24 protein-coding genes and 2 pseudogenes are annotated in these 26651 nt (G+C 42.0%); 18 read left to right on the top strand and 8 right to left on the bottom strand.

From position 1 onward, the window contains the following. Positions 1-402 precede the first annotated feature (402 nt). Positions 403-1260: a M23 family metallopeptidase gene (locus AB5618_RS18970; RefSeq protein WP_173719532.1), complete on the bottom strand. Its 858-nt coding sequence runs from the start codon at positions 1258-1260 to the stop codon at positions 403-405. Positions 1261-1556: 296 nt separating this feature from the next. Here AB5618_RS18970 and AB5618_RS18965 point away from each other — a divergent pair, with 296 nt between their 5' ends. Further along, the gene (locus tag AB5618_RS18965; RefSeq protein ID WP_118583229.1) at positions 1557-1961 is read left to right on the top strand and encodes a hypothetical protein; all 405 of its coding nucleotides are present in this window, start codon (positions 1557-1559) and stop codon (positions 1959-1961) included. A gap of 153 nt (positions 1962-2114) precedes the next feature. Here AB5618_RS18965 and spoVT read toward each other — a convergent pair whose 3' ends face one another. Continuing rightward, positions 2115-2663 (bottom strand): stage V sporulation protein T, encoded by a 549-nt coding sequence (spoVT, locus tag AB5618_RS18960; protein ID WP_173717488.1) that lies wholly within the window; start codon positions 2661-2663, stop codon positions 2115-2117. 580 nt (positions 2664-3243) lie between these two features. Between spoVT and AB5618_RS18955 the strand changes: the two genes are divergently transcribed. Next, positions 3244-4668, top strand: coding sequence for a GGDEF domain-containing protein (locus AB5618_RS18955; protein WP_173717471.1), 1425 nt, complete (start codon positions 3244-3246; stop codon positions 4666-4668). Between the two features lie 124 nt (positions 4669-4792). Here the strand turns inward: AB5618_RS18955 and AB5618_RS18950 are convergent, their stop codons facing one another. The 3 genes from AB5618_RS18950 to AB5618_RS18940 all read right to left on the bottom strand — a co-directional run bounded on the left by AB5618_RS18950 (position 4793) and on the right by AB5618_RS18940 (position 7680). Beyond that, entirely contained in the window at positions 4793-5341 is a 549-nt protein-coding gene (locus tag AB5618_RS18950) for a transcription repressor NadR (protein ID WP_173717472.1), read from the bottom strand. Positions 5342-5492: 151 nt separating this feature from the next. Beyond that, complete coding sequence (gene nadC / locus AB5618_RS18945) at positions 5493-6350, bottom strand: carboxylating nicotinate-nucleotide diphosphorylase (protein WP_148463442.1); 858 nt, start codon at positions 6348-6350, stop codon at positions 5493-5495. Further along, complete coding sequence (locus AB5618_RS18940; RefSeq protein ID WP_368366983.1) at positions 6343-7680, bottom strand: L-aspartate oxidase; 1338 nt, start codon at positions 7678-7680, stop codon at positions 6343-6345. Before AB5618_RS18940 ends, nadC begins: the two co-directional genes overlap by 8 nt. A gap of 357 nt (positions 7681-8037) precedes the next feature. Between AB5618_RS18940 and nadA the strand changes: the two genes are divergently transcribed. The 3 genes from nadA (at position 8038) to AB5618_RS18925 (ending at position 11354) form a co-directional block, all read left to right on the top strand. Then, complete coding sequence (nadA, locus tag AB5618_RS18935) at positions 8038-8955, top strand: quinolinate synthase NadA (RefSeq protein WP_173770248.1); 918 nt, start codon at positions 8038-8040, stop codon at positions 8953-8955. Between the two features lie 733 nt (positions 8956-9688). Continuing rightward, positions 9689-10327 carry a bifunctional 4-hydroxy-2-oxoglutarate aldolase/2-dehydro-3-deoxy-phosphogluconate aldolase gene (locus tag AB5618_RS18930; protein ID WP_173719490.1) on the top strand — a complete coding sequence of 213 codons (639 nt, stop codon included), beginning with the start codon at positions 9689-9691 and terminating at the stop codon, positions 10325-10327. 4 nt (positions 10328-10331) lie between these two features. After that, entirely contained in the window at positions 10332-11354 is a 1023-nt protein-coding gene (locus AB5618_RS18925) for a sugar kinase (protein ID WP_173717476.1), read from the top strand. 3 nt (positions 11355-11357) lie between these two features. Here AB5618_RS18925 and AB5618_RS18920 read toward each other — a convergent pair. Both AB5618_RS18920 and AB5618_RS18915 read right to left on the bottom strand, forming a co-directional pair. Next, positions 11358-11435, bottom strand: a pseudogene (locus tag AB5618_RS18920) (DUF6783 domain-containing protein); the annotation flags it as partial. Between the two features lie 10 nt (positions 11436-11445). Further along, positions 11446-12573 carry a glycerate kinase gene (locus AB5618_RS18915; protein WP_173774278.1) on the bottom strand — a complete coding sequence of 376 codons (1128 nt, stop codon included), beginning with the start codon at positions 12571-12573 and terminating at the stop codon, positions 11446-11448. Between the two features lie 200 nt (positions 12574-12773). Here AB5618_RS18915 and AB5618_RS18910 point away from each other — a divergent pair, with 200 nt between their 5' ends. From AB5618_RS18910 to AB5618_RS18885, 6 genes and pseudogenes are all read left to right on the top strand, one after another. Then, a complete protein-coding gene (locus AB5618_RS18910) occupies positions 12774-13730 on the top strand; it encodes a ketopantoate reductase family protein (protein ID WP_173717478.1) in 957 nt (318 codons plus the stop codon). A gap of 153 nt (positions 13731-13883) precedes the next feature. After that, entirely contained in the window at positions 13884-14795 is a 912-nt protein-coding gene (locus AB5618_RS18905) for an AraC family transcriptional regulator (RefSeq protein WP_173774279.1), read from the top strand. Between the two features lie 88 nt (positions 14796-14883). Continuing rightward, positions 14884-15486 (top strand): HD domain-containing protein, encoded by a 603-nt coding sequence (locus AB5618_RS18900; RefSeq protein WP_173774281.1) that lies wholly within the window; start codon positions 14884-14886, stop codon positions 15484-15486. A gap of 11 nt (positions 15487-15497) precedes the next feature. Continuing rightward, entirely contained in the window at positions 15498-16112 is a 615-nt protein-coding gene (locus AB5618_RS18895; protein WP_173774280.1) for a sugar O-acetyltransferase, read from the top strand. Between the two features lie 551 nt (positions 16113-16663). Further along, positions 16664-16999: a nucleotidyltransferase domain-containing protein gene (locus AB5618_RS18890; RefSeq protein ID WP_148463452.1), complete on the top strand. Its 336-nt coding sequence runs from the start codon at positions 16664-16666 to the stop codon at positions 16997-16999. A 28-nt stretch (positions 17000-17027) separates the two neighbouring features. After that, positions 17028-17237 (top strand): annotated as a pseudogene (locus tag AB5618_RS18885) (HEPN domain-containing protein); the annotation flags it as partial. A gap of 37 nt (positions 17238-17274) precedes the next feature. On the opposite strand, the gene AB5618_RS18880 reads toward AB5618_RS18885, so the two are convergent. Continuing rightward, a complete protein-coding gene (locus AB5618_RS18880) occupies positions 17275-17529 on the bottom strand; it encodes a hypothetical protein (protein ID WP_226822672.1) in 255 nt (84 codons plus the stop codon). Between the two features lie 54 nt (positions 17530-17583). Between AB5618_RS18880 and AB5618_RS18875 the strand changes: the two genes are divergently transcribed. The 7 genes from AB5618_RS18875 (at position 17584) to AB5618_RS18845 (ending at position 26342) form a co-directional block, all read left to right on the top strand. Further along, positions 17584-17673, top strand: a complete 90-nt coding sequence (locus AB5618_RS18875) for a DUF6783 domain-containing protein (protein ID WP_368072576.1) — start codon at positions 17584-17586, stop codon at positions 17671-17673. A 69-nt stretch (positions 17674-17742) separates the two neighbouring features. Then, positions 17743-19326, top strand: a complete 1584-nt coding sequence (locus AB5618_RS18870) for a sensor histidine kinase (protein WP_368366982.1) — start codon at positions 17743-17745, stop codon at positions 19324-19326. Continuing rightward, positions 19304-20926 (top strand): response regulator, encoded by a 1623-nt coding sequence (locus tag AB5618_RS18865; RefSeq protein ID WP_368366981.1) that lies wholly within the window; start codon positions 19304-19306, stop codon positions 20924-20926. Before AB5618_RS18870 ends, AB5618_RS18865 begins: the two co-directional genes overlap by 23 nt. A gap of 145 nt (positions 20927-21071) precedes the next feature. Continuing rightward, positions 21072-22352: an extracellular solute-binding protein gene (locus AB5618_RS18860; RefSeq protein ID WP_148463456.1), complete on the top strand. Its 1281-nt coding sequence runs from the start codon at positions 21072-21074 to the stop codon at positions 22350-22352. A gap of 66 nt (positions 22353-22418) precedes the next feature. Then, positions 22419-23285, top strand: coding sequence for a carbohydrate ABC transporter permease (locus AB5618_RS18855; protein ID WP_148463457.1), 867 nt, complete (start codon positions 22419-22421; stop codon positions 23283-23285). Positions 23286-23298: 13 nt separating this feature from the next. Then, positions 23299-24141, top strand: a complete 843-nt coding sequence (locus AB5618_RS18850; RefSeq protein ID WP_148463458.1) for a carbohydrate ABC transporter permease — start codon at positions 23299-23301, stop codon at positions 24139-24141. A 14-nt stretch (positions 24142-24155) separates the two neighbouring features. Continuing rightward, positions 24156-26342, top strand: a complete 2187-nt coding sequence (locus AB5618_RS18845) for a sugar-binding domain-containing protein (RefSeq protein ID WP_148463459.1) — start codon at positions 24156-24158, stop codon at positions 26340-26342. Positions 26343-26651 lie beyond the last annotated feature (309 nt).

Genomic DNA, 26651 nt, shown 5'->3' with positions numbered 1-26651 from the left:
CCCGGACGGCAGCTGTGGGAGCGCTATAGGCGCGGAACAGCTGACTTTCATATATGGTGATGTCGCCGACAGGCGACATATCCGTTTAGGAATTAAATAAATATTTATGTAAAGGAGTATCGTCATGCTGTTAACTGGCTGACAATGCTCCTTATTTTTATAAAAAGCAATCGGTAAGCTGGTATATTATTTGCAGTCCTAAAGAATACTAGAGCCTTTTTCAAACATGCTCTAGAGCGTGTCAGAATGGCTGCTATGGCGGGTCCCGGGCTCTTAGCTGCCCTGGAAGGACTGGAAAAAGCAGGTAGGATTTAGGTACCGACTGCGGATTTTCCCACCTGCTTTATTATACGTTGTTTTTTTACTTTTGTGAATGTTGATATTTCATGGACTGAATTTTTTTTACGGCAGATACGTGATCGGGTCGATTGGTTCTCCGTCTTTTTTCATGGCGAAGTACAGGTTACTGCCTTCTTCGCTGTAATAAATGGTAGGAGCTGCGACATAGCCTATGATGGAACCTTTGGTGACGGTATCGCCTTCAGCAACGTCCAGATCAGTAAGCTGACCATAGATTGCCTGGTAGCCGTTTCCAAGCTCCATGGTGACGGTAGTGCCAGTTTGGGCATTATTTTCAATCGAATATACGGTTCCGTTTACTGCGGAAACTACAGGGGCACCTTCCACTGCTTGTACGGAAATCGCAGGGCTCAGTTTATACTGATCCAGAGTTGGGAAGTAAACACTCTGATCCATGCTGTAATCAATGAGAACATGTCCGTTTACCGGCCACTCCATTAATGTATCTTCCGAGAAGTTGATTTCCGGTCCTTTGTGCAGGGAGATCTGGGCGTTTACGCTGGTACTTTCTCCAATGTCAGAGGAGCTGGAAATATCAGCGGTATCGTTAATGTCAGCAGAATTGGTTAAGTCCACGGTATTGTCAAGGCTTGCCATGTCTGTTGCGGATGAATTATCTGATTGGTTTATCAAAGACTCACTGTCTAGGATTCCGGTATCGGAAATTCCGTCCAGATCTGCTTCTACCATGTTAGTACCTGCTTCTGCAAGGGACGAATCATCAGTTGAGTTGGCTCCATCTGCTTTGGCAGTGTCATTTTCCTTGGTGCTTTCCAATGGAAGCACTTCCTGAATATGTTCTGGTTTGTTTGCAACCTGGTAAGCGGTCACTCCGAGAACTGCCATAACTGCAAGGAGAGCGCCGTTGAAAATAAATTTTGCTGTTCTGTTTTTCCTCATATTCTTTTCACCTCTACATACATTCTGTTCACAGCTGTTGTACCTGTCTGTATTTATAGGGTGTCCAGAAAATTGGAGGTTATTCATTAATTCATGAAAATGAGAAAATTTAAATTGGTGGCACTTATATAAGCGGCATGGTATAATAGGGGAAAACATGTGCGGTGCTGTGAAAAATAAATGATGTCGGCAGCTGTGGGAGCGCCATAGGCGCGGAACAGCTGACTTTCATATATGGTGATGTAGCCGACAGGCGACATGTCCGTTAAAAAATAATTTACAGGGGGTAACTTGTGGTGAAGATTACAGAGGAGCTTTTGCAGAAAGCTGATCAGATTCCGAATTTCTCAGATGGCGTTATTATGCCGGATGGGGATTACAGATTGATTGAGGAGAAGGGCCATCTTCAGACCATGATGGCGCTTTTGCCATATCCGGAGAAGGAGATTTGGAAGATGATCCCGGAGAATGATTCGGCACTGTTCTGGATGATCGAGAAGACAGGATGTGTGCTTACAGATTATAATTCAACTGTGGGTATGGTGATGACGCGGTCGCAGAAGGAGGTTTTTGATGCACTGGTTGCCCGTGGGATTATTTCGCCGGAGTATTTTGATATTACCAGGCAGAGGCAGAAGATGCGGGATCAGGGCAAGCAGGGTAGCACTGTATCTGAAGAGAAAACAGAACAGGATTGTTGAGGTATATAAATTCGAAAACTGCTGTACCATTTAATGGACTTTGAAGAAGGGCTAAATGGATACAGCAGTTTTTTAGTTTCTGTTCACTGGCAGATTGCGGGAATAATTTTTCAAACAGGCTCTATCGAGACGTTGACTGCAGCGATAACAAAATTATTGTTCCATCTGTCGTCCAAGAAACCCGGCGGCGGTCTGCGCCAGAAGCTTTTCGCTGGCGCCGGGAATGTCTTTGTCGGTTTTTCCCATGAGGATGACACTGCCGATAGCATCTCCGGCGGCTATGATGGGCTGGATGACCTGGGATGTGGATGGAGCTGGCTGTTCATCCACCACAGGGACTTTGCCACGGTCTTTGGCACTAAGACATTTGGCTTCTCTGTCATTGATAACAGCTTCCAGCTGGCTGCTGATCAATTTTCCAATGAATTCCTTACTTCCCGGACCGGCAGCAGCTACTACCTGGTCGTGGTCGGTGATGCAGGAAAGCATGCCGGTGGAATGGGAGAGGGACTCGGCGTATTCTTTTGCAAAAAGGCTAAGCTCTCCGATTGGGGAGTATTTTTTCAGAATGATTTCACCTTCACGGTCGGTGAAAATTTCAAGTGGGGTACCTTCTTTGATTCGCAGGGTCCGACGGATTTCTTTTGGGATGACCACCCGGCCCAGATCATCTATTCTTCTTACGATTCCTGTGGCTTTCATTTATCTGTTCCTCCTGTACTTTATGATGCAATTGTGGGAAACAATTGACTTTTTTAAACACACTATAGAGCTTGTTTGTTTTGTGGGTTTCCATATTTTGTAGTGTATGGATAGTATGTGAAAATATGGGGGAATTATGCGCACGAGATGAGGTAATTTTTTTGCTCGTGACAATAAGAAGGTATCATATTCAACAGTTTTTGAAAGGCAATTAGGCGAGTATGATTGGTTTACATAACAAAAAACTTATGAGTTGCCGGCCAGGTTGTGAACGCTACTTCTTGTGCTTGTCACAAGAAGGTTCGTCTTTTTATGCATCGCAAAGCGCATTACTGTGAATGGAGTGAGCAGTAACGAACGGTGTTACTGTTCACTGGTAGCATTCCGCGAGGCGTTTTTTGTGAACAAAGTTCACAGAAAACCCGAGAATTGCGGCGCGAAATCATGCGAATGCATGATTTCTGTGCATCGCGAAGCGCGTTACTGTGAACGGAGTGAACAGTAACCGAACGGTAATTTCGGAGAAAATTCATGCAAATTATGTATGGTTTACATATGGAAATTATGATAAAATATATTTATGAAGAAAAAAAAGCTTGTTTTTTTAGCGTTTGCAACCATTGCGATTGCATTATTGCTTGAAGCCGGAATTTTAAAGTATGTCAATGACAGTAATACATACAGGATGTCAAAAGTACTGCTGGATCGTGTTATCACCGTGCTCAATAAAAATGATGATAGTGAAAATGGACTCATCGAATCGCTAAAGGACGATTATATAGTAAGAGCAAAGGCTGTATCCTATATTATAGATGCAAAACCACAGGTGGAATATGATGTAGAAGAATTGCAGAAAATAGCAGATTTGATATTAGTAGACGAAATTCATCTGTTTGATAAAAACGGATATATCTACAGTGGTACTTTGCCAAAATACTATGGCTTCAGTTTTGACTCCGGAGAGCAGATGGAATATTTTAAGCCCATGCTTAAAAATAAAAATCTTACCATGTGTCAGGATGTTACTCCGAATACCGCTGAAGGAAAGGAACTGATGTATGCCATTACATGGAACGAAGCCGGTACCAGAATGATCCAGATCGGCATCGAACCAAAGCGTCTGCTTAAAGAACTAAAGCAAAATGAAATCTCCGCTGTAGTAAGTGATATGCCTGTTTATAAGGGAATAGAAATTTTTGTGGCAGACTCTGAGACCAAAATTGTAAAAGGTGCTACGGATTCCAGACAGATAGGCGTGAAACTGGAAGGGCTTGTTGTATCATCTGATAAAAAAAGCGGCGAGACAGATGTCCGACTCATAAGGATAGGTGGAAAACGCTGCAAATGTTTACTCAGTCAGTATGATGACTATATTGTAGCTGTAACTATAGACAGTTCCTTTTATCGGCAAGGAAATATTTTTGCGGTTCTCATAGTTGGCGTGTATCTTGTATTGGCTTCCTGCTGTATGTTATACATGCTTTCAAGAGTTATGAAAGAAAAATATGAAAAAGAAAAACTGCTGTACATATCAAACACAGATGAACTTACAAGATGCTTTAACCGACATGCATACGAAGAAAGGATAAACAACCTTGATCTCCGCGAGGAATGGATATATATTTCCATGGATCTTAATAACCTGAAACATACAAATGATTCTCTTGGACATGCTGCAGGCGATGAACTTATATGTGCAGCGGCCGATTGTATGAGGGAAAATTTTGGAAAGTATGGAAATGTCTACAGAATCGGAGGAGATGAGTTTGTTGTGATCATCACCGGAAATACAAAGGAATTTCAAAGCATAATAGAAAGCTTTGACCGGCGTGTTGCACAATGGCATGGGAAACTGGTGGATTCTATGACAATCTCATGGGGATATGTTTTCAGTTCTGAGAAAGAATGGGATAACATCTATGACATTGCCAAAGAAGCAGATGAAAGAATGTATAAGAACAAGGAACGCTATTACCAGGAAAGCAAAATAGTCAGACGAAGGTAACAGATTGCGTTTTCCTTATATTTTCAAATATTCTAAATACAACAGAGTTGATTGAAATTCTTTTGGAATAACAAGAACCAGGATGAGACGTGTGCTCAGCCTGGTTCTTGAACTTTTTTTGTTTTTATTCCTGACCGCCCCAGAAATCCACGGGCTCGTAGTCCTGTAATTTCGCAAGGAACCCCTTCTGCTGAAGTTCTTCCTGAATGGCATCCAGGATTTCTTCGCTTTCGGCGTCGATGGTGTGATAGTGGTAGCCGGAGGTTACATTTTTCAGAAGGCTGGATTTGCCAGTGCTGATTTCCTCCATGTAGGCGCGGATGTCGCGGCGGGATTTGATTCCCATGTCAGCTTTCAGCACGCCGTAGACCTTGTGGTAGACGAATACGTCGCGAATCTGGCCGCCGGCGTCTACGATGGTGCTTAATTCCTCTTCAACCTGATCATCTGTGTGATAAACCTTAAAAACTCTGGAATATTTCCTGTCCTCCTGGAGCAGATAGCCTTTGTTGGTGGAAAAAATGGTAGCTCCGTTGGCACGCAGGAGAGAAATATCCTGGACAATAATCTGGCGGCTTACATTTAATTCCTTAGCTAAGGTACCGCCGGAAACGGGATTATTGCTGGAAGATAGGATATTCAGAAGTTGTTTTCGTCTTTCTTCACCTTTCATTTTTTATCTCCTGTCTGCTGGTTTGTGATGAAAGTTACCTGTTACCGTGTGGAGCCTTTGTCAAACATGTTTTGGGACGTGTTGATGGCGGGAAACAGGTGACTTCCATTCTGATAATTACTGTCGGTGGGGGAGTTCAGCCGAATAGGGCTTACTCCACCGGATGAAGATTCTTCATAGATAAATCCATAATAGGAGCAGAATGTGTAAGTGCTCCGCTTGATACATAATTTACACCCAAACCAGTGAGTCTGGCAATATTTTCTTTTGTTACATTTCCGGAAACTTCAATTTCGGCACGTCCGGCAATGTAGTCGATGGATTCTTTCAGCTGTTCAGTGGTCATATTATCCAGCATGATAATGTCCGCACCAGCTTCTACTGCCTCTTTTACCATATCCAGGTTTTCTACCTCTATTTCAATTTTGCGGACAAAAGGAGCGTAGGCTTTTGCCATGGAGATGGCCTGTTTTACGCCTCCTGCAGCACCAATGTGATTGTCCTTGAGAAGAACGCCGTCGGAAAGATTATAGCGGTGGTTATTGCCGCCGCCTACGCGAACGGAATATTTCTCGAAAATACGGTTGTTCGGGGTGGTTTTTCTGGTGTCAAGAAGCTTGATCCCGGTTCCCTCAAGAAGAGCTGCAACCTGGCTTGTGTAGGTGGCGATTCCGCTCATTCTCTGGAGATAGTTGAGGGCGGTTCTTTCTCCGCAAAGGAGCACACGGATATCTCCGTAAATTTTTCCTACAAGCTGTTTATTTTCTACGTGGTCTCCGTCTTTTACATAGAATTCAGTTCTGGTGGATGAATCCAGAAGTGTGAAAACACGCTCAAAAACCTGGAGTCCGCAGATGATTCCATCTTCTTTGCAGATAAGATCTACAACGCCTGGGGTGGGATTGGGCATAACGCTGTTAGTGGATACGTCTTCGCTTGTGATATCTTCTTTTAATGCGCTTAAAATGAACGGATCAACATTTAATCCGAGAGTTACCTGATCATACATATAAAAATTCCTTTCTGCCTTCTGGATTTTGGCCAAGGGTGATGGCCTGTGTGGCAAGATGGTGATAAGTTTCGGCCAGAGTCTGGATGTCCTGGTATGGGGTGAAGTCTACGTGGGAAGCAAGGTAATCAGCAATTTCGCTGACATTCTGATGTGAAGCATTCTTAAGATCATGCTCTGCCATATCCCGCGCTGCCCGTCTTGCGAAAACAAGGCTTTCCAGCAGGGAGTTGCTTGCCAGGCGATTTTTGCCATGGACACCGTTGCAGGCAGCTTCTCCTACTACATAGAGATTTTCCATAGAAGAACGGCTCTGATAATCCACTTTTACGCCGCCCATGAAATAATGCTGTGCCGGAACAACCGGGATACATTCCTTGAAAACATCATAGCCCATTTCCCTGCAGTGTTCAACAATGTTTGGAAAATGGTGGCGAAGAGTTTCTGCCGGGATGGTGCGCAGGTCTTCCCAGACAAAGTCGGTGCCGTCTTTTGCCATCTGTTCGTGAATTTTCTGGGAAAGAAGATCACGGGGCAGCAGCTCGTTTACGAAACGGTTCATGTTTTTGTCGTAAAGTCTGGCACCTTCGCCACGGACAGATTCGGAAATCAGAAAGCTGCGGTCTTCCGGATGTCTGGTGTAGAAGGTGGTAGGGTGGATCTGCACGTAATCCGGGTTCTGCAGTTCAATATTATGCTTACCTGCAATAGCAAGTGCGTCGCCGGTAAGGTGGCGGAAGTTGGTGGAATGTCTGTAAAGTCCACCTACCCCTCCGCTGGCCAGAACGGTATAGGTTGCAGTAACGGTGTCAAGGGAACCATCTGGACGGCGGATCACAGCGCCGTAGCAGTGGTTGTCTTTTTCCAGAATATCAACCAGGGTGGTGTATTCCAGAAGTTCTACATTGGAAAGCTTCTGGACTTCGCGGAGCAGGGTGCTGGTGATCTCTTTTCCGGTTACATCCTCGTGGAAAATAATACGGTTGGAGGAATGGGCGCCTTCTTTGGTGTAGGCAAGGCTGCCGTCTTCGTTTCGCTCGAACTGGGCACCGTAAGAGACAAGATCCCTGACAATCTCCGGGGAGGTTTTGATCATGATCTCTACGGATTTTTTGTCATTTTCGTAGTGTCCGGCTTTCATGGTGTCTTCGAAAAAGCTGTCATAGTCGGACTGTTCTTTCAGCATGCACATGCCGCCCTGGGCGAGAAAGGAATCGTTACTGGTAAGGTCGGACTTGGTGATGACGGTGATTTTTTTGTCGCGGGGAAGCTGGAGGGCACAGTAAAGACCGGAGCAGCCGCTTCCTGCGATGAGGATATCTGTTTTCATAATTGATGGTCCTTTTTTCGTGGATAAATTTGGTGTACAGAGAAATTTTGCAAAAATAATCTGAAGCGCAGGCTTATAAAATTTCTCTGTGAATGATTGCAATTGTGCGCGCGGATTCAAATTTTCCGAACGACATGCCCTGTAGTATATCACTAAACTTTACAATTGACAAGATAGCTGTAAACTTTTTTATTGACAGTGAGGACGGCAGGTAATATAATCCTAAGAAAATGTCCGAAAAGAGTGGAGCTATTAGCAGCCAATGAGGGTAAGAAGATATTTAAGAACACATTCGGGTATACATGGAAAATTAAAGTTCCGGAATAAATGAAAACACAGGAGTGAAAAACGATTATGATGACAACAAGACAGCTGCAGGATGAAATTCTGCGTTTAAAGAAGGAAAAAGATATCTGCATTCTGGCGCATGCATACCAGAGCCATGAGATTCTGGAGGTAGCAGATTACACAGGTGATTCTTATGGACTGAGCCAGCAGGCTGCTAAGGCTCCGCAGAAGAACGTGCTGATGTGTGGTGTAAGATTTATGGCAGAAACAGTAAAAATCCTTTCCCCGGAGAAAACAGTTTACCTTTCCAACAGCGGCGCGGGATGTCCAATGGCAGAGCAGCTGGATGTGGAGATGCTTTCCGCACTGAAGGAGTCCAATCCGGACTACACGGTTGTGGCTTACATTAATACCACTTCCGAACTGAAAACAATCTGTGATGTGTGCGTAACTTCTTCTTCTGCGTTGAAGATTGTGAACAATATCGACAATGACAAGATCCTGTTTATCCCGGACTGCAACCTTGGCGCATGGGTGGAGAAGCAGGTTCCGCAAAAAACGTTCAAGTTCGTTCACGGGGGATGCCCAACCCATCTTAGAATGTCTGTAAGAGATGTGAAAAAAGCCAGAGGCGCTCATCCGGAAGCGAAGTTACTGGTTCATCCGGAGTGTCTGCCAGAGGTTTCTGCAATGGCAGATTATATCGGAAGTACAACTGGAATTATGAAATATGCCAAGGAAAGCGATGCAAAAGAATTTATTATCGGTACCGAGAACAGCATTGTTCAGCATCTTCAGTACGAGTGCCCGGACAAGAAATTTTATCCGCTGTCAAAGGACTGCGTATGCCACAATATGAAACTGACAACCTTGATGGATGTCTATAATTGCGTCTGTGGTCAGGGCGGAGAAGAGATCAAGCTGGATGAGAATGTGAGAGTGAAGGCGAAGGCTTGTATTGATACGATGTTGACGCTGGGGGAATAGAAAATTTATCTTTTGAGATAAGCAGAAATTAGAGACGATTACTAATTGTAAAAAAAGAATACAACTGATATAATTATATTTGGGCGCTACCATAACGGTAGGCGGTTAGTCCTTCGGCAGAGGGACTGTGACCCTCTGATTACATAGAAAACCGGAAGGGAATCAAACGGAAAGGAGGGCTAAGCCAATGAGTATTTTGGACTTTATTGCAGTAATGAGTTTTGGCATTACTTGCTTTTGTGCCGGATACACATTCGGCAAAGATACTAATAAGCCACAAAAATAGCCGCCCCGGTCCGACAAACTGAGCGACTACTTTGTGTATACATAAAATCGGACTAACCGTCTATCAGTAGCACCTTTTTTATACTAATTATATTATCATGCTTTAAATGGAATGTCAAAATGATTTTACAGGGAATATTTTATGACAAACCAAAGCAAAAGGTTATAGTTACAGGAAACTTGTAAAAAAGAACTGTCAAAATGGAAAAATAACCTAAAAATGAAGGGAATAATTGGTAGTAATTACATATTGCAAATAGAGTATGGTGAGATATATTATAAGCACATCAGATGAATTCTACAATAAAAAAGAAATATCTGCTAAAAAATAGAGCTTATCTGTTGAAAATAAAAAAATGGTATGATGAATTTGATATATTCACGAAACGATCATGTCTATTGTTAGACGGGATTTTCGTAGTAATTAAGTGGTGAAAAAGGAGAAAGTATGAACACAGTATTGGAAAAAATTAAAAAAATGGGAATTGTACCGGTTGTAGTAATTGAAAATGAGAAAGATGCAGTGCCGCTGGCGGATGCTCTTTGCAATGGAGGACTTGCCTGTGCAGAGGTAACGTTCAGAACTGCAGCGGCAGGTGAAGCCATCCGCCTTATGAAAGAAGCACACCCGGAGATGCTGGTTGGAGCAGGAACTGTACTCACTGTAGAGCAGGTAGACCGTTCTGTTCATGCAGGTGCTGAATTTATTGTAAGCCCTGGCTTTGACCCGGAAATTGTCGATTACTGTATTGAGAAAAAGATTCCGGTACTTCCAGGCTGCATCACACCATCTGAGGCGGCCCAGGCAGTACGCAGAGGCCTTTCCGTAATTAAATTTTTCCCGGCGGAGCAAGCTGGTGGACTGGCATTTATCAAGGCAATGGCAGCACCGTATACTTCCTTAAGTTTTATGCCAACAGGCGGAATCAATCCGGAGAATGTAAAAAAATATCTGGAATATGACCGCATTTTTGCCTGTGGAGGAAGCTGGATGGTAAAAGGCAAACTGATCACAGAAGGCAGATTTGACGAAATTGAGAAGTTGACCAGAGAAGCTGCAAAAATCGTAGAGGATATAAGAGGATAATAAAATGGGAAAAAAATTTGATATGCTGGCATTAGGTGAAGTGCTTCTTCGTTTATCGCCAGAAGGAAACGAGCGTTTAGCCCAGGGCACCAGATTTGAGAAACAGTTGGGCGGGGCAGAATTAAATGTAGCTGTTGGCGCAGCCAACCTGGGGCTTACTACAGGTATTATCTCCAAGATTCCATCTCATGCCATTGGAAATTATGCGAAAAGGGAGATCAGAAGAAACGGTGTTGACACGGATTACCTGGCTGGAGATGACAGTGCAGATTCCAGACTGGGAATTTACTATTATGAATATGGAGCAGATCCTCGTAAACCGCAGGTGGTTTACGACCGCAAGTATTCTTCTGTGAATAAATTATCTTTAGAAGATTTTCCAGAAGAAATGTATGAAAATACAAGATGCTTCCATACCAGCGGAATCACTCTGGGACTTGGCGGTCCGGTAAGGGAAAATGCTATTGAAATGATGAAAAAATTCAAAGAAAAAGGTGCATTGATCTCATTTGATGTAAATTTCAGGGGGAATTTGTGGACCGGAGATGAGGCAAGAGACTGCATTACAAAGATTTTGCCTATCGTAGACATTTTTTTCTGTTCAGAATCCACAGCTAATCTTACATTTGGAAAAACAGGGGACATAAAAGAAATCCTGAAAAGTTTTTCTGATGAATACGATATCGCTGTGGTTGCAGCAACCCAGAGAATCGTGCATAGTCCAAAGTCTCATACTTTTGGTTCCGTAATTTATGAGAAAAAAACAGACAGCTATTATGAAGAAAAACCTTATGAGAAAATTGAGGTTGTAGATAGAATCGGAAGCGGAGATGCGTATATTTCCGGTTTCTTATACGGATTATTAAAAGAAAATGGAAACTGTCAGGATGCGTTGGAGTATGGAAATGCAGCCAGTGCTATGAAAAATACCGTCAGTGGGGATATGTTATGGACAGACCCTCAGGAAATTCAACAGACAATCGAGATGCATCATAGTATAGGACAGGATTTTGAAATGAAGCGTTAGATAGCCAGTAGAGCGTGTTTGAAAAATCATTCCCGCAATCTGCACGCCCCACTTTGCAGTATATCCAGAGCAGGAAAAGATTAATTACGCTTTAAAGCAGCCGGAACACCTGCTCGGCAGTGGCTGTCATATTGTTTTTTGCAGTGGCAGGATCCATAGCCTCCGCAAGTGTGCAGACATTTCGTAAAATTGGGAAAAAAGCATCAATTCCCTCTTTATTGCAGGCGGCTGCTTCCTTTGTGACACTTCCGGCAAATGCGATAACCTTTGCATAGTGTTTTTTTGCCAGCTTCGCTACGCCTACAGGGGCTTTTCCCATGGCTGTCTGAAAATCCAGGCGGCCTTCACCGGTGACTACCACGTCTGCATCAGAAAGTTCCTGTTCCAGTCCTACAGCACTCAAAATCAGTTCGATACCAGGCGTCAGCGTTGCCCCCAGGTAGGAGAGAAAGGCGAAGCCAAGCCCTCCGGCAGCACCGGCACCAGGGGTGTTGCAGTAATCCGTTCCCAGAGCTTGGGAAGTGATTTGCGCAAAATGTGCCATATCTTCATCTAATTGCTTTTTCTGATTTTCTGTCACACCTTTTTGCGGACCGTAAACATATGTGGAACCAATTTCACCGCAAAGAGGGTTATTCACATCGCATGCCACCTGAATATGAGCTTCTCTTAAAAGCGGATTCAGGCCGGAAATGTCGATTCTGGAAACCTTCGCCAGTGCCTGTCCGCCTTCGCCTGCATCCACATCATTTTCATCCAAAAAACGTACGCCAAGAGCTTTTAACATACCGATGCCGCCGTCGTTGGTGGCGCTTCCGCCGATTCCAATGATAAAATTGCGGCAACCCTTCTGGAGGGCATGGTTTATCATTTCGCCCACACCGTAGCTGGTAGCAAGAAGAGGATCCTTTGTATCATCTGGAACCAGTGTGATTCCGGCAGCGGAAGCCATTTCCATAACAGCGGTATTGCTGTCTTTCAAATATCCATAATAAGCATTGACTGGAGCATGCATAGGTCCGGTGACGGTCAGATCGATCCGCTCTCCGTTCATGCCTTCGATCAAGGCATCAGTAGTTCCCTCTCCGCCGTCTGCGAGAGGTTTTACCACGATCCTGGCATCCGGCTTTGCCCGAAGAACTCCTTCCTTGATAGCCATTCCGGCCTCTATTGAGCTTAAGCTTCCTTTTAAAGAATCAATTGCAATGACAACTTTCATATGAAAAAATCCCCCAAAAAAATAAATGGTAAAATATGTTGCGAAAAGATTTTCAATCTTATGTCTGTTTAAAGGATAGACCGCCTGGTTTGTGGAGTCAAGTAGAAAAAAGCAAGAATTTTTGCATGGAGTTTTTATCAGATAATGATAAAATAGTAATATCTGTCTAGAAGGGAAAATATACATGGGAGGTTAAGACAATGAAGATAAAAACAGTTGCAGTTTTTGGCGCAGGTGCGGTTGGGTCTTATGTGATATGGGGGCTTTCCAGGCGGAAGGATATCCGGCTGGGAGTTCTTGCAGAGGGTAAGCGTGCGGAGAAATTGAAAAAAGGCTGCACGATCAATGATGAGGTTTATCATCCAGAAGTATGGACACCTCAGGAAGCAAAAGGGGTAGACCTGCTGATCGTGTCTTTGAAATATGGAGCGCTGCCAGGTGCAATGGACAGCATCCGCCAGGTTACAGGAGAGAATACCACGGTCATGAGTCTTATGAACGGCGTGGACAGTGAGAAATTGATTTCCGATGAAATTGGAGCTTCCCATGTGATCTATTCGGTAATAAAAGTTGCTTCCCATAAAGAGGAAAATGGATATTGTTTTAACCCGGAAACCACCATTGGCATTATTTTCGGAGAGCCTTGCGTACCCTATGACAGTGAACGTGTGCAGGCCATTGAGGCTCTTTTTGCAGATACCGGACTGCATTATCGCTCTACAGAATATATCAGGGAAGAAATGTGGAGCAAATTCCGGCTGAATGTATGCAATAATCTGCCCCAGGCAATTTTAGGGGCAGGAGTTGGCTGTTACCAGAACAGCGTTCATATGAAAGCAATCAGCGACGGACTTAGAAGAGAGTTGGAGGCCATTGCTTCTGCAAAAGGAATCGATATAAGTAAGGCTGCTGCATCCTCTGGACATGGAAGTGCCGTTCCTCCATCAGCCAGATATTCCACACTGCAGGATCTGGATGCGGGACGCCATACGGAGATTGATATGTTCTCAGGCGCGTTGGTCCGCATGGGGCGGGAACTTGGGATTCCTACGCCGTATAATGAATATACCTACCATATGATAAAAGCTTTGGAAGAGAAAAATGATGGGAAGTTTGACTATAGCAAAGAGGATGGAGAAGTAACCTGTTCCAGGTAAAGAATTACAGCTATTGAGAGGCGTAAAAATGAACGATAAATGGCTTGATTTTGCAATCCGTATTCAAAGCATCGGCTGCACTCTCTTGTATCCACACCAGTATATTTAATCCATAAAACAGATACAAAATCCCGGATGTGTAGGTGAACAGACATGAAAAATATCCATAGCATTGAATTTTATACTGGAAGCAAGGAAGAATTGCTTCCCGGTTTTGAAAAAGATTTTCCCTATATCGCTTCGAGGGCAGAACTCGACAAGTATATAGGGGGTTATGTACCGTGGCACTGGCACAGGACAGTGGAACTTTTTTATATGGAAAGCGGCAGCATTGAATATGATACGCCAGGAGGAAAAATATTGTTTCCGGCTGGAAGCGGTGGCATGATAAATCCCAATGTACTCCATATGACAAAAGCAATATCGCAGAGAGAAAAGAATATACAGCTACTTCATATTTTCGATGTTTCCTTACTTGCCGGAGAACAGGGAAGCAGGATTGAACAAAAATATATTGCACCTGTCATAACAGCCCCGCAGATCGAGGTAATCCCGCTTTTTCCAGGCAATGCAGAAGAAGAAAGGATTTTGAAACTGCTTGCTGCCTCATTTCGTTTATCCAGTGATGAATTTGGATATGAAATAAAACTGCGGGAAGCCCTAACGGAAATATGGCTCATGTTTTTTGAACTTTCTCGTTCTATGCGTGAAAAGAAAGGGGAACATAACAAAAGCAACGATAAAATAAAGCTGCTGATGATATACATTCATGAACATTACAGAGAAAAAATATCTATTCCGGAACTTGCTGCGGCAGCATATTTAAGCGAAAGGGAATGCTATAGAGTGTTCCATGACTGTCTGCACATGACACCCGTCGAGTATATAACAACTTACCGTTTACAAGTTGCCTGTCAGAGGTTGGCAAAGGGGCAGGAAGCTGTTACTGTTATCAGTCATGAGTGTGGTTTAGGTAGTAGCAGTTATTTTGGAAAGGTTTTTCGAGAATATGCACATTGTTCACCTATAGAATATAGAAAAAAATGGCAGAATAGTGATAGGTAATGGCGAAATAGAAATATTTTTCCTATGTCTTTTGCATTATAATGATACCTGTAAAGTAAATCAGCAATTTACAGGAGGTGAGCGCAAAGTGGTAAAACTAAATATTCAGACCGCAGAATTGGCATTAAGGGAAGCGTCAGAATCCAATCCGGGAGCATGGGCAGATCATTCCCGGTTTGTAGCCGAAGCCTGTAAAAACATCGCATCACATTGTAAAGATTTATCTTCTGAACAGGCATATATTTTCGGGCTGTTGCATGATATTGGACGCTATGCCGGAGTGAGTTCGGAAAGGCATCTGATAGACGGCTATCGGTACTGTATGGAGCGCGGATGGGAAAAAGCTGCACAGATATGTATATCCCACGCATTTATGATACAGGATATTGCTACATCTATTGGTGAGTTTGATGTCAGTGATCAGGATTACCTGTTTATGAAAGAATTTGTTGCAAATGCGGTATATGATGATTATGACCGTCTTGTACAGTTATGTGACGCATTGGCTATGCCGACGGGGTTCTGTCTTTTGGAAAAGAGATTTGTAGACGTGACAATACGGTACGGTGTTCACACAGCGACAATAGACAGGTGGAAAAAGATTTTAGAGATTAAAGAACAGTTTGAAAATCAGATCGGCTGTTCTATCTATTCTCTGCTTCCGGGTGTTGTGGAAAACAGTTTTCGTTAAGGAGGGATATTGTGTATTACGAATCCAGTGATTTTTTGGAAACTGCGGGCAGTGATACGTTAAAGCAGATTGCCCGCACAAGGGAATTAACACGGGAATATTATTTTTCTGATTATGGAGATATAGAAAAACGCACTTCCTTTCTTCGGGAGCTATTGGGTGGAATAGGAGAAAACGTGGTAATCGACACGCCTTTTCATTGTGACTATGGGAAAAATATATTTTTGGGAAATGATGTGATAATCAATATGAATTGTACCTTTGTGGATAATAAAACTATCCGGATTGGTGACAGGGTATTGATCGCGTCAAATGTGCAGATGTATACATCTTCGCACCCTGTATTGCCACAGGAAAGGCTTGTGCCGGATTGGAGGGAACGCAAGACAACATTTTTCAGAACCTATGCACGTCCGATAGAGATAGAAAACAATGTCTGGATTGGCGGCGGCTGTATTCTTCTTCCCGGAGTCACTATAGGAGAAAACAGCGTGATAGGGGCTGGAAGCGTAGTTACCCGCCCTATCCCTCCTAATTGTGTTGCAGTAGGAAATCCATGCAGGGTGATACGTTATTTTGATACAGACAGGGAATGGTGGCAGCATGAAGTAATTGGGGAATTATAGAAGATTGATTAGAGTCTGGAAATACCGAAATATAACTGACCGAGCAATTGGATTGAGGAGTGATAGATTTATGAATGCAAATGTTGATTTAACAGGTGTTGTTCTTGAAACAGATAGACTAATCATTAGAGAATGGAATGAAATGGTGATGAGTATATTTCTTTGTACTATGTATTAGATAATCCTTTAAAAATGGATTAGTTCAATTTCAGAAAAAATTTTAAAAGTCCCAGAAAGCCAGTAACTACGCGGCTTCCGGGACTTTCATAATACGAAAAAAGCACCTCATCTGAGGTGCTCCACTTAGCAGGGCTACAAGGATTCGAACCTTGAAATGACGGAGTCAGAGTCCGCTATACTTTTAGGCTGGAATGCCCATAAAATAAGGGCTGGCGGAGGTGTCCAGATAAAATTGACCTATGGATTGACCTGTTTTTATCTGTTTCAGTGTAATTGCATTAAAAGCAAAATAAGTGGAAATATTATAGAAAAATATGCTATACTGAGAAAAAGAGAACACGGGAACCATTTATCAGTAAGGAAGTGATTGTATGCCAGAAAATGTAAGTAGTATTATATATAAATTTTCCCAGGAAGTGAAGCGTATGCTGGGTGAAAAGCTGACAAAAGTTATTGTATATGGTTCATATGCCAGGGGCGATTACCGAGATAATTCTGACGTAGATATTATGATACTGGTAAAATTGTCTGACGAGGAAATCAGAGCTATTAAAAATGATATTTACGATCTGGCTTTTGATGTGGAGATGAGCACAGGAATTGAAATATCTCCGGTTATCAAAAATGAAGAACAGTATGAATATTGGGTAGATACGTTACCTTTTTATCGAAATGTGAGAGATGAGGGGGTAGTAGTCAGTGAGTGAAAAGAAAGTTGATTTGTGTATATATCGCATGAGAAGCGCAATCGAGACGTTGGGGGTATCTGCGTTATGTCTGGAAAGTCAACATTATAAGGATTCAATAAACCGTAGCTACTATGCCGCTTTTTATGCGGTGAAGGCGGTATTGGCTTTAGAAGAGGTAGATTTTAAGAGACATAAAGATGCTGTTGCATATTTTAATAAGACATATGTTGCAACAGATATTTTTCCAAGAGAAATCGGAAAAAAGCTGGGAAGATTGAAACAAGAGCGTGAAACTAGCGATTATGATGACTTTTATATTTCTCTACAACCGTTGGATATTTTTGTAATATATAACGACGTATGTTATCTCTTTCCTCATCATCCTTTCTTAATGACCCATTTTCTAATTCACAATATCTTTCCAGCATAATCTTCTTTGCTTTATTTATAAAATTATTTATATCATTATCGCTATATTGAATACCATCTGTTTCTTTACACTCTTCGCTTTCATCTTTTTTATCTTCACATTTTTCTTTTGCGCTCATCTAACACTTCATCCATGAAACATCTGCTCCTTTCTGGAATCTGCATTCCTCACTTTGCGGGACAAAGGTTCCACAAGCTGTGACGCACATCTTGCAGAAAGCATTTTCCAAACACACCCTAGTTTGTGGGAAATTATTGATTGAGAAACAGATATAAACTGGTTATAATAAAAATTAAGAAAAGCAGTACAGATCATGAAAATGGAGGAAATTATGACAAAAGTACAAAAATGGTTTGCAAAATTGAGAAACCGGATTTTTTTCTCTTTTGTTGGATGTTTTTTAGGAATTATGTTGCTCATTATGGGGGTGTTTCAGTTTTCTTCACAAAAATATTTTTCGCAGCTTGCAGTAAGCAGTACCAGGCGAGAGCTTGTCTACCTAGAAGGGAGCATATCACAGGCGATGATAACAGGTCCTTATTTTTATTTGCCTGCAAGAGAAACATTAAAGGAAAACGGAAAATATGTTTTTTTGATATCAAAGCCGATTGTTGATTTAAATACAAGAGAAACTTATGGATACCTTATGTTTTTCATCGAAGCATCAACTATAGCCTCGCCATTTGTAAACTACAGGCCAAATAACAGCGAGGTTACGTTTTACATAACGGATCAGGAAAATACTATTTTACTTGCATCGGACCTGAATTACACAGGAAAAACCATACGGGAAGCCTTTCCCTTTTCCAAGAGGGATGTAGAGAATCTGGAAACACAGGACTATTTAACCAAGGAAAATGTTGTCTATTGCTCAACACAAATGTCACTGCCAGACTGGAAGCTCATTCATGTGATTCCAATGGATGAGCTGATGAAAGAACAGCATTTGTTTGCAAGGATCTTTTTTATCTGTAATTTACTGGTGATTCTGTTTTTTGCACTTTTATCCTGGTGGAATGCCAGAGCCATATCTGGGCCAATCCTGGATCTGAGTGAGGTCATGAAGAATGTAGTAAAAGAAGCCTATGCACCGGTAGAAGTGCCTGGAACTTCCGAAGAAATCCAGATTTTATACCGTGGGTATAATACATTTGCCGAACAGACACAACAGCTTTTACAAACCATTTATGAAGAAGAACGTGAAAAAAATGACTATCAGTTTCGGTTGATACAGGAGCAGATTAAACCTCATTTTCTGTACAATACGCTTGAAATGATCAAATCTATGATAGATCTTGGTATTTATGATGAGGCAGGCGAAGCAATTTCTACACTTGCCAGATTCTATCGCAATTCGTTAAGCAAGGGATCCAATATTATAACCATTGCTACAGAAATTGATATGGTAAAACAGTATTTATACATTGAAAAATTACGCCACATGGAGTATTTTGATTACGAAATCGTATGTGAAAAGGAAACGGAACAGTACGTAATTCCAAAATTGACTCTGCAACCGATTCTGGAGAATGCGATTGTTCACGGAACAGCATCAGATGGTCGTATGTGTTTCGTCTCACTGAGCATAAAAAATGCAGCGGATACTGTTGTAATTACCGTAAAGGATGATGGAAACGGAATTGAACCGGAAAAACTCCGTCAGCTGAATAAGAATCTTGACGAAGCCCGTGGAGAGGAAAAGGGTTCTTTCGGATTATTCAGCATCAACAGGCGTGTGCGACTTTTATATGGAACCGAATACGGCATCCGCTTGGAAAGTGAACCAGGGAAAGGGACAATCGTGATATTACGGATTCCGAAACTGGAACATTTAGACGAAACAGCATCGTCTATACTGGAAAGAGACCAAGAAACAGCGGGGAGAAAGCAATATGAAGAAAATCGTTATTATTGATGATGAGTATTTTTTCAGACAGGCGTTAATAAAATATGTCAGGAGCTTTAAGGATGAATTTACTGTGGTAGGTGACGCCGGAAACGGAAAGCTTGGTATCGAGCTGATTGAACAGTATCATCCGGAAATTATTTTGATCGACATCAGTATGCCACAGATGACAGGCTTTGATGTAATTTCATATATACAGAAACAAGCACTTCAGACCCGCTTTATTATCATTTCCGGTTATGACAAGTTTGAGTATGCGCAGAAAGCCATTCAGATGGGAGTACAGGATTTTCTGCTGAAGCCTGTGACAGTCGAGAGTCTGCATAAGAGTCTCAGGCAAACCAGTGAACGAATCGATCAGGAAGTGAAAAAGGATCAAAATCTGGAGGTGCTGGATAAAAAAAAGCGAAACTATCAAAATTATATGAGACATTTTGCAGCATCACAGTTTGTAAGAAAAGATAAGGATCAGGAGGGAATGCAGAAGCTTGCTTCTGAGGTGGGCTATCGACTGGATGCCAAGCGCCATGTCGCCATACTTTACCGGGTTAATCATTTACCGGGCAACTGGAAAAAAACAGATTATGAGCTTTACTACTTTACGGTAGAAAATGTGTTTTGTGAACTACTTGGAGAAAAAAACTGCTGCATCAGTTACATTAATTTCCAGAAATCGCTCTGCCTTCTTGTAGGAATATGTGAATCACCTTATGATGCAGAGTGGATTCGGTCGCTGCTGAAAAAAACGATTGAGGTATGTGACCCGGAGGGCGATCTTGGAACCACTGCTGTAATTGGAGGATTTTATACAGAAGCCAATCAGCTTTATGACTCCTATATTGAAGCGTTTGCGTTGGAACGAAAACGGTGTTTTTATGAACATTCCGGCGTTTTTTACGTAGAGGATGCCACTGAAGAGCAGCAGGAAAACGGCTATCTGCTGCAAAATGATGATTTTATCCAACGGCTGGTTGCTGCTATGCGACAAAATCAGAGGAGCCTAGTAAAAGAAATGCTGCGGACATTTGCAGACTCTCTTGCATTGCTCCAGCCATCTCGGGAACAGTTTTTGCTGCAGATCAACCAGGTGTCGTCTGCGTTGCTGGATTTCGCTATGGAATACGGAGTGACAGAAACGGTTGAAAAAAACAGCAAGCTTTTTTCCAGTGATTATATAGAAATCAGTTCTGTCTCAGAAATTCAGACGGAACTCATTCGCTATGGAGAACAGATTTTACAGCAGGTACATCTTTCAAAGAATAGCAGCAATTCTGCCATTGTGAGAAGAACAAAGGAATACATCAAGGCACATTATCAGGATGATGAATTGTGCCTTGAGCAGATTGCGGATGCACTGGATGTCAATCTTCAGTATATGTGCTTTCTTTTTAAGAAACAGACAGATACAACGATTGGAGCATATATTTTACAGACACGAATGGAAATGGCCGGCAAGCTTTTCCAAAGAACGAATTACAATGTGACAGAAGTAGCTCAAAGAGTCGGATTTTTCGATGTCAGTTACTTCAGTAAGTGCTTCATAAAATATTTCGGTGTATCACCGAAACAGTATCAGAATGTGAGCAGCAACTATCTAAAGACAACTTAAGATTTTACCAATAATACGAATTTTCTCCATTCCGGAGAGATTCGTATTTTATTATAATTAAGACAACAAAGAGTTCCAGAAAAAAATTAAACCGGTTTGAAGTATATTCAGGAACAAAAAATTAAATTAAAAGGGAGAAATCGTAATGAAAAAAAGAATACTTATCGCAGCATTAACAGCTGCCATGGCATCTTCTATATTTGGAGTAACAGTAAATGCAGCAGAACGTGAACTGAATATTAACTGGCTGTCATCCAGAAGTGCATCTGAATCAGCAATTTTGGCAATACAGGATATTGCCAAGCAGTACCAGGAAGAGAATCCTGATCTGGACTTTAATTTTGAAATTGAGAATATTTCAGATCGTACTGCATATCTGCAGAAACTGAAAATTCTGGCAGCAAGCGATGAATTGCCTGAGTGGTTTGACTCCGATCCGGATACCTGGTTCGCAGATATTGTTGCAGACGGAAAAGCCTATTCCTTTGAAGATTTGTACAAAGAGCTTGGAATGTATGACCAGATTTTCCCAATCTCGAAGGAATACGCAAGACTTTCAGATGGCAGTCTGAATCTGATGACGCTGCAGTGCAACACCGAATATTTCTTCTACAACAAAGATCTGTTTGAGCAGGCTGGAATTACGGAAACTCCAAAAACATTTGATGAGTTACTTGCAGATTGCAAACTGTTACAGGATCAGGAAATTATTCCGATTGCAATGGGTGGTGACTGGCCAATCCTCCGCTACTTTGCACAGGTTCCATTCCGACTGACAGGAAATGAATATATTGAAAATGCAGTATCCGGAGAAGGATCTTTTGGTGAAGAAGCAGGACTGAAAGGAGCACAGTTTATTCAGGATATTGCACAGTACTTCCAGGAAGGCTGGAGCAGTGCAGATTACGATACAATGATTGATCTCTTTGCTTCCGGACAGGCAGCAATTATGTATAATGGTACATGGGCACTTGATCAGGCAGATATGATTGGTGAGGACGAAAACATTAAAGATAATATTGGATACTTCACTATGCCAACATATTCAGATGCAGATGTGACAACAGCAACCGACTTCTTTGCAAACTCCGGTATTGGAACTGCGATTCGCACCGATGCTGTGGATGACGAGATGAAAGCGTGGATGAAATACCTTCTTGAACATTATGCAGATGCAAGTCTTTCTTACAATCAGCTTCCATCCGTAATGCCAGATGAAGAAACAATGCAGAGTCTTCCAAAGGTATATCAGCAGATCATTGAGGATGTGTCCAATGTGAAGGAGTATGCAAAATGCTGGGATGTAGTTATTGATTCTGCACTTGTAGAGCCGCTGGAAAAAGAGACCGTCATCCTTGCACTTGGTCAGGAAACTCCTGAAGAGTGGGCTGCAAATATGGATGAATATGTAAAAAATCAGAAATAAGACAGAGAAACAGCATTCGGGGCTTTTGAAAATCAAAAGCCCTGGATATCAGAAAGGAAGACAAATATGAAGCCAAAAAGAAAAATAGAACCATGGCTTTTTTTATTGCCCGCACTTGTGGTTTATGTGTCGATTGTTCTTTTCCCAATGCTTCAAACTATTGGCTACAGCTTTATGGACTGGAATGGAATCGGAGAAAAAACATTTGCAGGCTTGAAAAATTACAGCCGAATGCTGTCAGATAAAAATTTGCGAACTGCTTTTTTGAATAATATGTTTTTCCTGTTGCTCGGCACAGTCTTTCAGATGTTTATGGGACTTTTAATGGCTACCCTTCTTTCCGGAATTAAAAAGGGGTCCAATCTATTCCGGGTATTGTACTTCATTCCCTGTATTATTTCATCTATGGCGGTCTGCAAGATCTTTGAAAAACTGCTGTCAGTTCAGCCACTCGGTGTAATACCGGCACTGATGAAGCTGATGCATCTCAAACCAATAGCTTTTTTATCTGATTTTAAATATGCACTAACATGGGTGACTCTGATTGATGGATACAAATTCTGTGGATTATATATGGTTATTTTTTATGCCGCACTGATGAATGTTTCCAAAGACACCATAGAGGCTGCGTATATTGATGGATGCAACTGGATACAGGCATATTTCTTTGTCAAACTTCCGGCAATTAAAAATATGTTTTTTGTGGTTCTGGTCATTCTTGTAAACGGCTGTCTGAAGGGATTTGATGTATCTTACATCCTGACCGGAGGTGGTCCTGGTAATGCAACAGAACTTGTGGCAACCTATATGTATAAAACGGCATTCAGTATGTCAAACTTCGGCTATGGAAGTACGCTTGCGGTATTTATTTTGATTGAATCATTAATAGCCGTAGGAATCGTTAAACTGATTCAGAAAAAATTCAGTGATTGATGGGGGGGATTAGATGGAAACGTTACAGGCAGGTAAGAAAACAAAAATAATATTTCTAATCTTCATTATCTTTTTTGTAGTGCTGCAAAGTTACCCGGTATTTTGGGTTCTTATAGCGAGCTTAAAAACACCAGAGGAAATTGCCGGTTCTGCGCCATATGCGCTTCCTGGTAGCTTTTATCTTGGAAATTATATCAAAGCGTTTACGCAGTCCAGTCTCGTGCGCTATTTTCTTAACAGTGTGGTTGTAGCTATATGTACACTGTTTGGTATCGTAGTACTAAGTGCACCGGCGGCCTATGCGATCAGCAAAATTCGCTTCAAACAGAGCGAAAAGGTATTAACCTTTTTTTTACTTGGCATGATGATTCCCACATTTTCATGTCTGATCCCAATGTTCCAGACTTATAATACGTTGGGATTGCGTAATACCTATGCTGCCGTTATTCTGCCACAGATAGGCTTCAGTCTGCCAATGTGTATTTTCCTGTATGTTGGATTCATGAAATACATACCGAATGAACTGCTGGAGGCGGGAGCAATTGACGGAGCAGGTAATTTTAGGATTTTCAGGCAGATAGTATTTCCAATGGCAAAAAATTCCACTGTCACAGTGGTTATCTATAACTTTGTGTCAATCTGGAATGAGTTTACTTATGCAAATACGTTTATGACAAAAGACGAGATGAAAACTCTTCCAATCGGACTAAACGCTTTTGTTGGTGAAATGGGACGCAGAGACTGGGGTGCTACCTTTTCAGCAATCGTAATTGCAATTCTTCCGACAATTATAGTATATTTCTTTTTAAATAAACAGGTAATGGAGGGCATGGCAGCAGGTGCTGTCAAGAGCTGAATACAGGAGGATATATGAAACTGGATTTATCAAAGAACTGGAATATTTTACAGGATGTACATGATACGTGTGAGCAGCTTGGCCTGCCAGAACGTGAGGATTTTATGACACTGCAGGGGCCACAAATTTCAGAATGGGAGCCACTGCCAGAATTAAAGCACCTACAGCTCCTTTTTTCGGAGCATCCGTACTGGGGAAGAGAACTGCGATATTTTAATGATGCCCCATGGTGGTATAAAAAAGAGTTTGAACTGGCACTTGGAGCAGAAGAACATATAGAACTTTGTTTTACAAATGTGGATTATTACTGCAAAGTTTGGTTGAATGGTGTATACCTTGGTAGTCATGAAGGATATTCAGCTCCATTTTCTTTTTCACTAGACGAGGCAGTACAGAGAAACGGAAAGAACCGACTGATCGTAAAAGTCTGGTCACCATGGGATGACGAGGTTGCAGCAAACCGACAGGAACGGCGTACCTTTTTAATCTACCGAAATATGGTAAAAGGTACTTATGAGCATTCTGACACGTTCATTCAAAGAGATGTAAATCCGGTCGGCATTTATGGAAGCGTCAGCCTGAAAATACAAAAGGGAGCTGGCTTTGCAGAAAACCCGGAATTTTCTTATCAGCTGGATGATACGCTGGAGAATGCCAGTCTGCATTTGAAAGTTAAGATAAAGAATCTGGAAACTGCGTCTTTGAAGTGGAGTATTACAGACTGCTTTACCGGAGCAGTAGTCTTTTTAAAGAATGAGGATCTGGTCGGCACACAGTCATGCAATGACCCTGAACCGACCGTTGCCAGCCTGGATGGAATACTCTCTCATGTCCGTCTCTGGAATACATGGGATAAAGGAACGCCTTTTGTCTACCGGGTAAAAGTTGCTCTCTGTGCAAAAGATGGCTCAGTAATGGAATCTTACGAAGAGACAACTGGTTTCCGGAAAATTGAGATGCATCGCACACCGGAAATGACAAAATTTATTTTAAATGGAAAAGATTTCTACATGAGAGGAACAGCCTATTTTCCAGATGCATATGTTTCTGCAATGAACGAAGAACGTTATCGCAGAGACTTGCTGCAAATAAAAAACAGCGGCTTTAATATGCTTCGTGTACACGTACACGTAGACCTTCCAGTTTTCTATGAGCTATGTGATGAACTTGGCCTTGGAATTATGCATGATTCTGAATATAACTGGATGCATCCGGTGGACGAAGCATTTGCAGACCGTTTTATCCATATTTACCTGGAAACTGTCGATATGCTAAAAAAACATCCTTCTCTGTTTTGCTGGATCTGCATGAATGAACCAGGTAATCTTACATTAAATCCAACTCCGGATATGGATCGGGCTGACTGTGATGCAATGAAGGTAAGCCCAGGTCCAAAGCTGTTTGCAGCAGTATGCGAGCATGATCCAAGTCGTCCGGTCATTAAAGGTTCCTTCTGCGTAAATGATCCAGACAGCGGAGACAGTCATAACTATACCGGTTCACTGGACGGTGCAGAGGGGCATTACAGTGATATCTATGGAACAACAGAAAAAATGAATACAGAGTTCGGCTTTGATGCACCGCCATGTATCGATAACCTGAAAAAAATGCCACCCGTTTACCGCCGTTTACAGCCAATACTGGAAAATTTGGATTCAATCGGACAGTATCAATATTATTTACTGAAATATTTTATTGAACATTACCGTATGCAGAAGTATAAACCAAACGCAGGCTATGTACAGTTCTTATTTAATGATATGTGTCCGCAAACATTTTACGGAATTTATGATTACTGGGGGCTTCCGAAAAAGGGTCTGCAGGCTGTGCTGGAAAGCAATATGCCAATTGGAATATTTTTAAAATTTAAAGACAAGCTGGATGCAATTTATGCAGTAAACGATTACAGTTATCCGCTTGGAACCTGCCAGGTAGGCTACAGCATTACTGACGAAACAGGCAAAGTAGTAGCTGAGGATGTGAAAAGCATTGTCATAGCAGAGGATTCTCTCACAAAGCTCTGGGATTTTGACGGAACGATTCACAGTGGAAACGTCTATAATGTTGCACTGTGGATAGAGCAGGATGGAAAGCTTCTGGCCAGAAACGAATACCATGATGTATTTTATATGCCAGAGCATACACCTGGCCATCCGGTTCATATGAGCCATGAAACTGGATGCAGAATTTACTGGGCGTAATGATGGAACGTAACGTGGTATAGGGAAAAAGGGGATGTGAAAAAACTCGATTGAGTTTTTTCGCATCTCCCTTTTTGTACCTGTTGTGTATAAATGATTGAAATCATGCGCAAAGAAAGCGCACTTCCCCTACCCCATAGAAATTCTTTTTTTGAATCTATGCGGCAGTTCTGTTTCTCATCTTTTTTTTCTGATATTTATATAGATTGTGGCCTATCGCCACAAGTAAAACTTCCAGTTGTGCGCCCAGCTAAGGGTGTGTAGTCAAGCCGGTGGGATTCCGGTTTATCCAAGGTTTAGCCAACCAGA

Origin of the sequence: Ruminococcus sp. J1101004sp1_RTP21198st1_B9_RTP21198_201120 (genome assembly GCF_040924245.1) — a bacterium.
Classification (GTDB): Bacteria; Bacillota; Clostridia; order Lachnospirales; family Lachnospiraceae; genus Blautia_A; species Blautia_A faecis.
The sequence above is the reverse complement of the archived record's forward strand: the minus strand, read 5'-3'. Positions and strand labels throughout refer to the sequence as shown.

Coding starts and splice junctions, on each gene's coding strand:
- AB5618_RS18970 (WP_173719532.1), bottom strand. CDS start 1,260: ATGAGGAAAAACAGAACAGCAAAATTTATTTTCAACGGCGCTCTCCTT.
- spoVT (WP_173717488.1), bottom strand. CDS start 2,663: ATGAAAGCCACAGGAATCGTAAGAAGAATAGATGATCTGGGCCGGGTG.
- AB5618_RS18955 (WP_173717471.1), top strand. CDS start 3,244: ATGAAGAAAAAAAAGCTTGTTTTTTTAGCGTTTGCAACCATTGCGATT.
- AB5618_RS18950 (WP_173717472.1), bottom strand. CDS start 5,341: ATGAAAGGTGAAGAAAGACGAAAACAACTTCTGAATATCCTATCTTCC.
- nadC (WP_148463442.1), bottom strand. CDS start 6,350: ATGTATGATCAGGTAACTCTCGGATTAAATGTTGATCCGTTCATTTTA.
- AB5618_RS18940 (WP_368366983.1), bottom strand. CDS start 7,680: ATGAAAACAGATATCCTCATCGCAGGAAGCGGCTGCTCCGGTCTTTAC.
- nadA (WP_173770248.1), top strand. CDS start 8,038: ATGACAACAAGACAGCTGCAGGATGAAATTCTGCGTTTAAAGAAGGAA.
- AB5618_RS18930 (WP_173719490.1), top strand. CDS start 9,689: ATGAACACAGTATTGGAAAAAATTAAAAAAATGGGAATTGTACCGGTT.
- AB5618_RS18925 (WP_173717476.1), top strand. CDS start 10,332: ATGGGAAAAAAATTTGATATGCTGGCATTAGGTGAAGTGCTTCTTCGT.
- AB5618_RS18915 (WP_173774278.1), bottom strand. CDS start 12,573: ATGAAAGTTGTCATTGCAATTGATTCTTTAAAAGGAAGCTTAAGCTCA.
- AB5618_RS18910 (WP_173717478.1), top strand. CDS start 12,774: ATGAAGATAAAAACAGTTGCAGTTTTTGGCGCAGGTGCGGTTGGGTCT.
- AB5618_RS18905 (WP_173774279.1), top strand. CDS start 13,884: ATGAAAAATATCCATAGCATTGAATTTTATACTGGAAGCAAGGAAGAA.
- AB5618_RS18890 (WP_148463452.1), top strand. CDS start 16,664: ATGCCAGAAAATGTAAGTAGTATTATATATAAATTTTCCCAGGAAGTG.
- AB5618_RS18880 (WP_226822672.1), bottom strand. CDS start 17,529: ATGAGCGCAAAAGAAAAATGTGAAGATAAAAAAGATGAAAGCGAAGAG.
- AB5618_RS18870 (WP_368366982.1), top strand. CDS start 17,743: ATGACAAAAGTACAAAAATGGTTTGCAAAATTGAGAAACCGGATTTTT.
- AB5618_RS18865 (WP_368366981.1), top strand. CDS start 19,304: ATGAAGAAAATCGTTATTATTGATGATGAGTATTTTTTCAGACAGGCG.
- AB5618_RS18860 (WP_148463456.1), top strand. CDS start 21,072: ATGAAAAAAAGAATACTTATCGCAGCATTAACAGCTGCCATGGCATCT.
- AB5618_RS18855 (WP_148463457.1), top strand. CDS start 22,419: ATGAAGCCAAAAAGAAAAATAGAACCATGGCTTTTTTTATTGCCCGCA.
- AB5618_RS18850 (WP_148463458.1), top strand. CDS start 23,299: ATGGAAACGTTACAGGCAGGTAAGAAAACAAAAATAATATTTCTAATC.
- AB5618_RS18845 (WP_148463459.1), top strand. CDS start 24,156: ATGAAACTGGATTTATCAAAGAACTGGAATATTTTACAGGATGTACAT.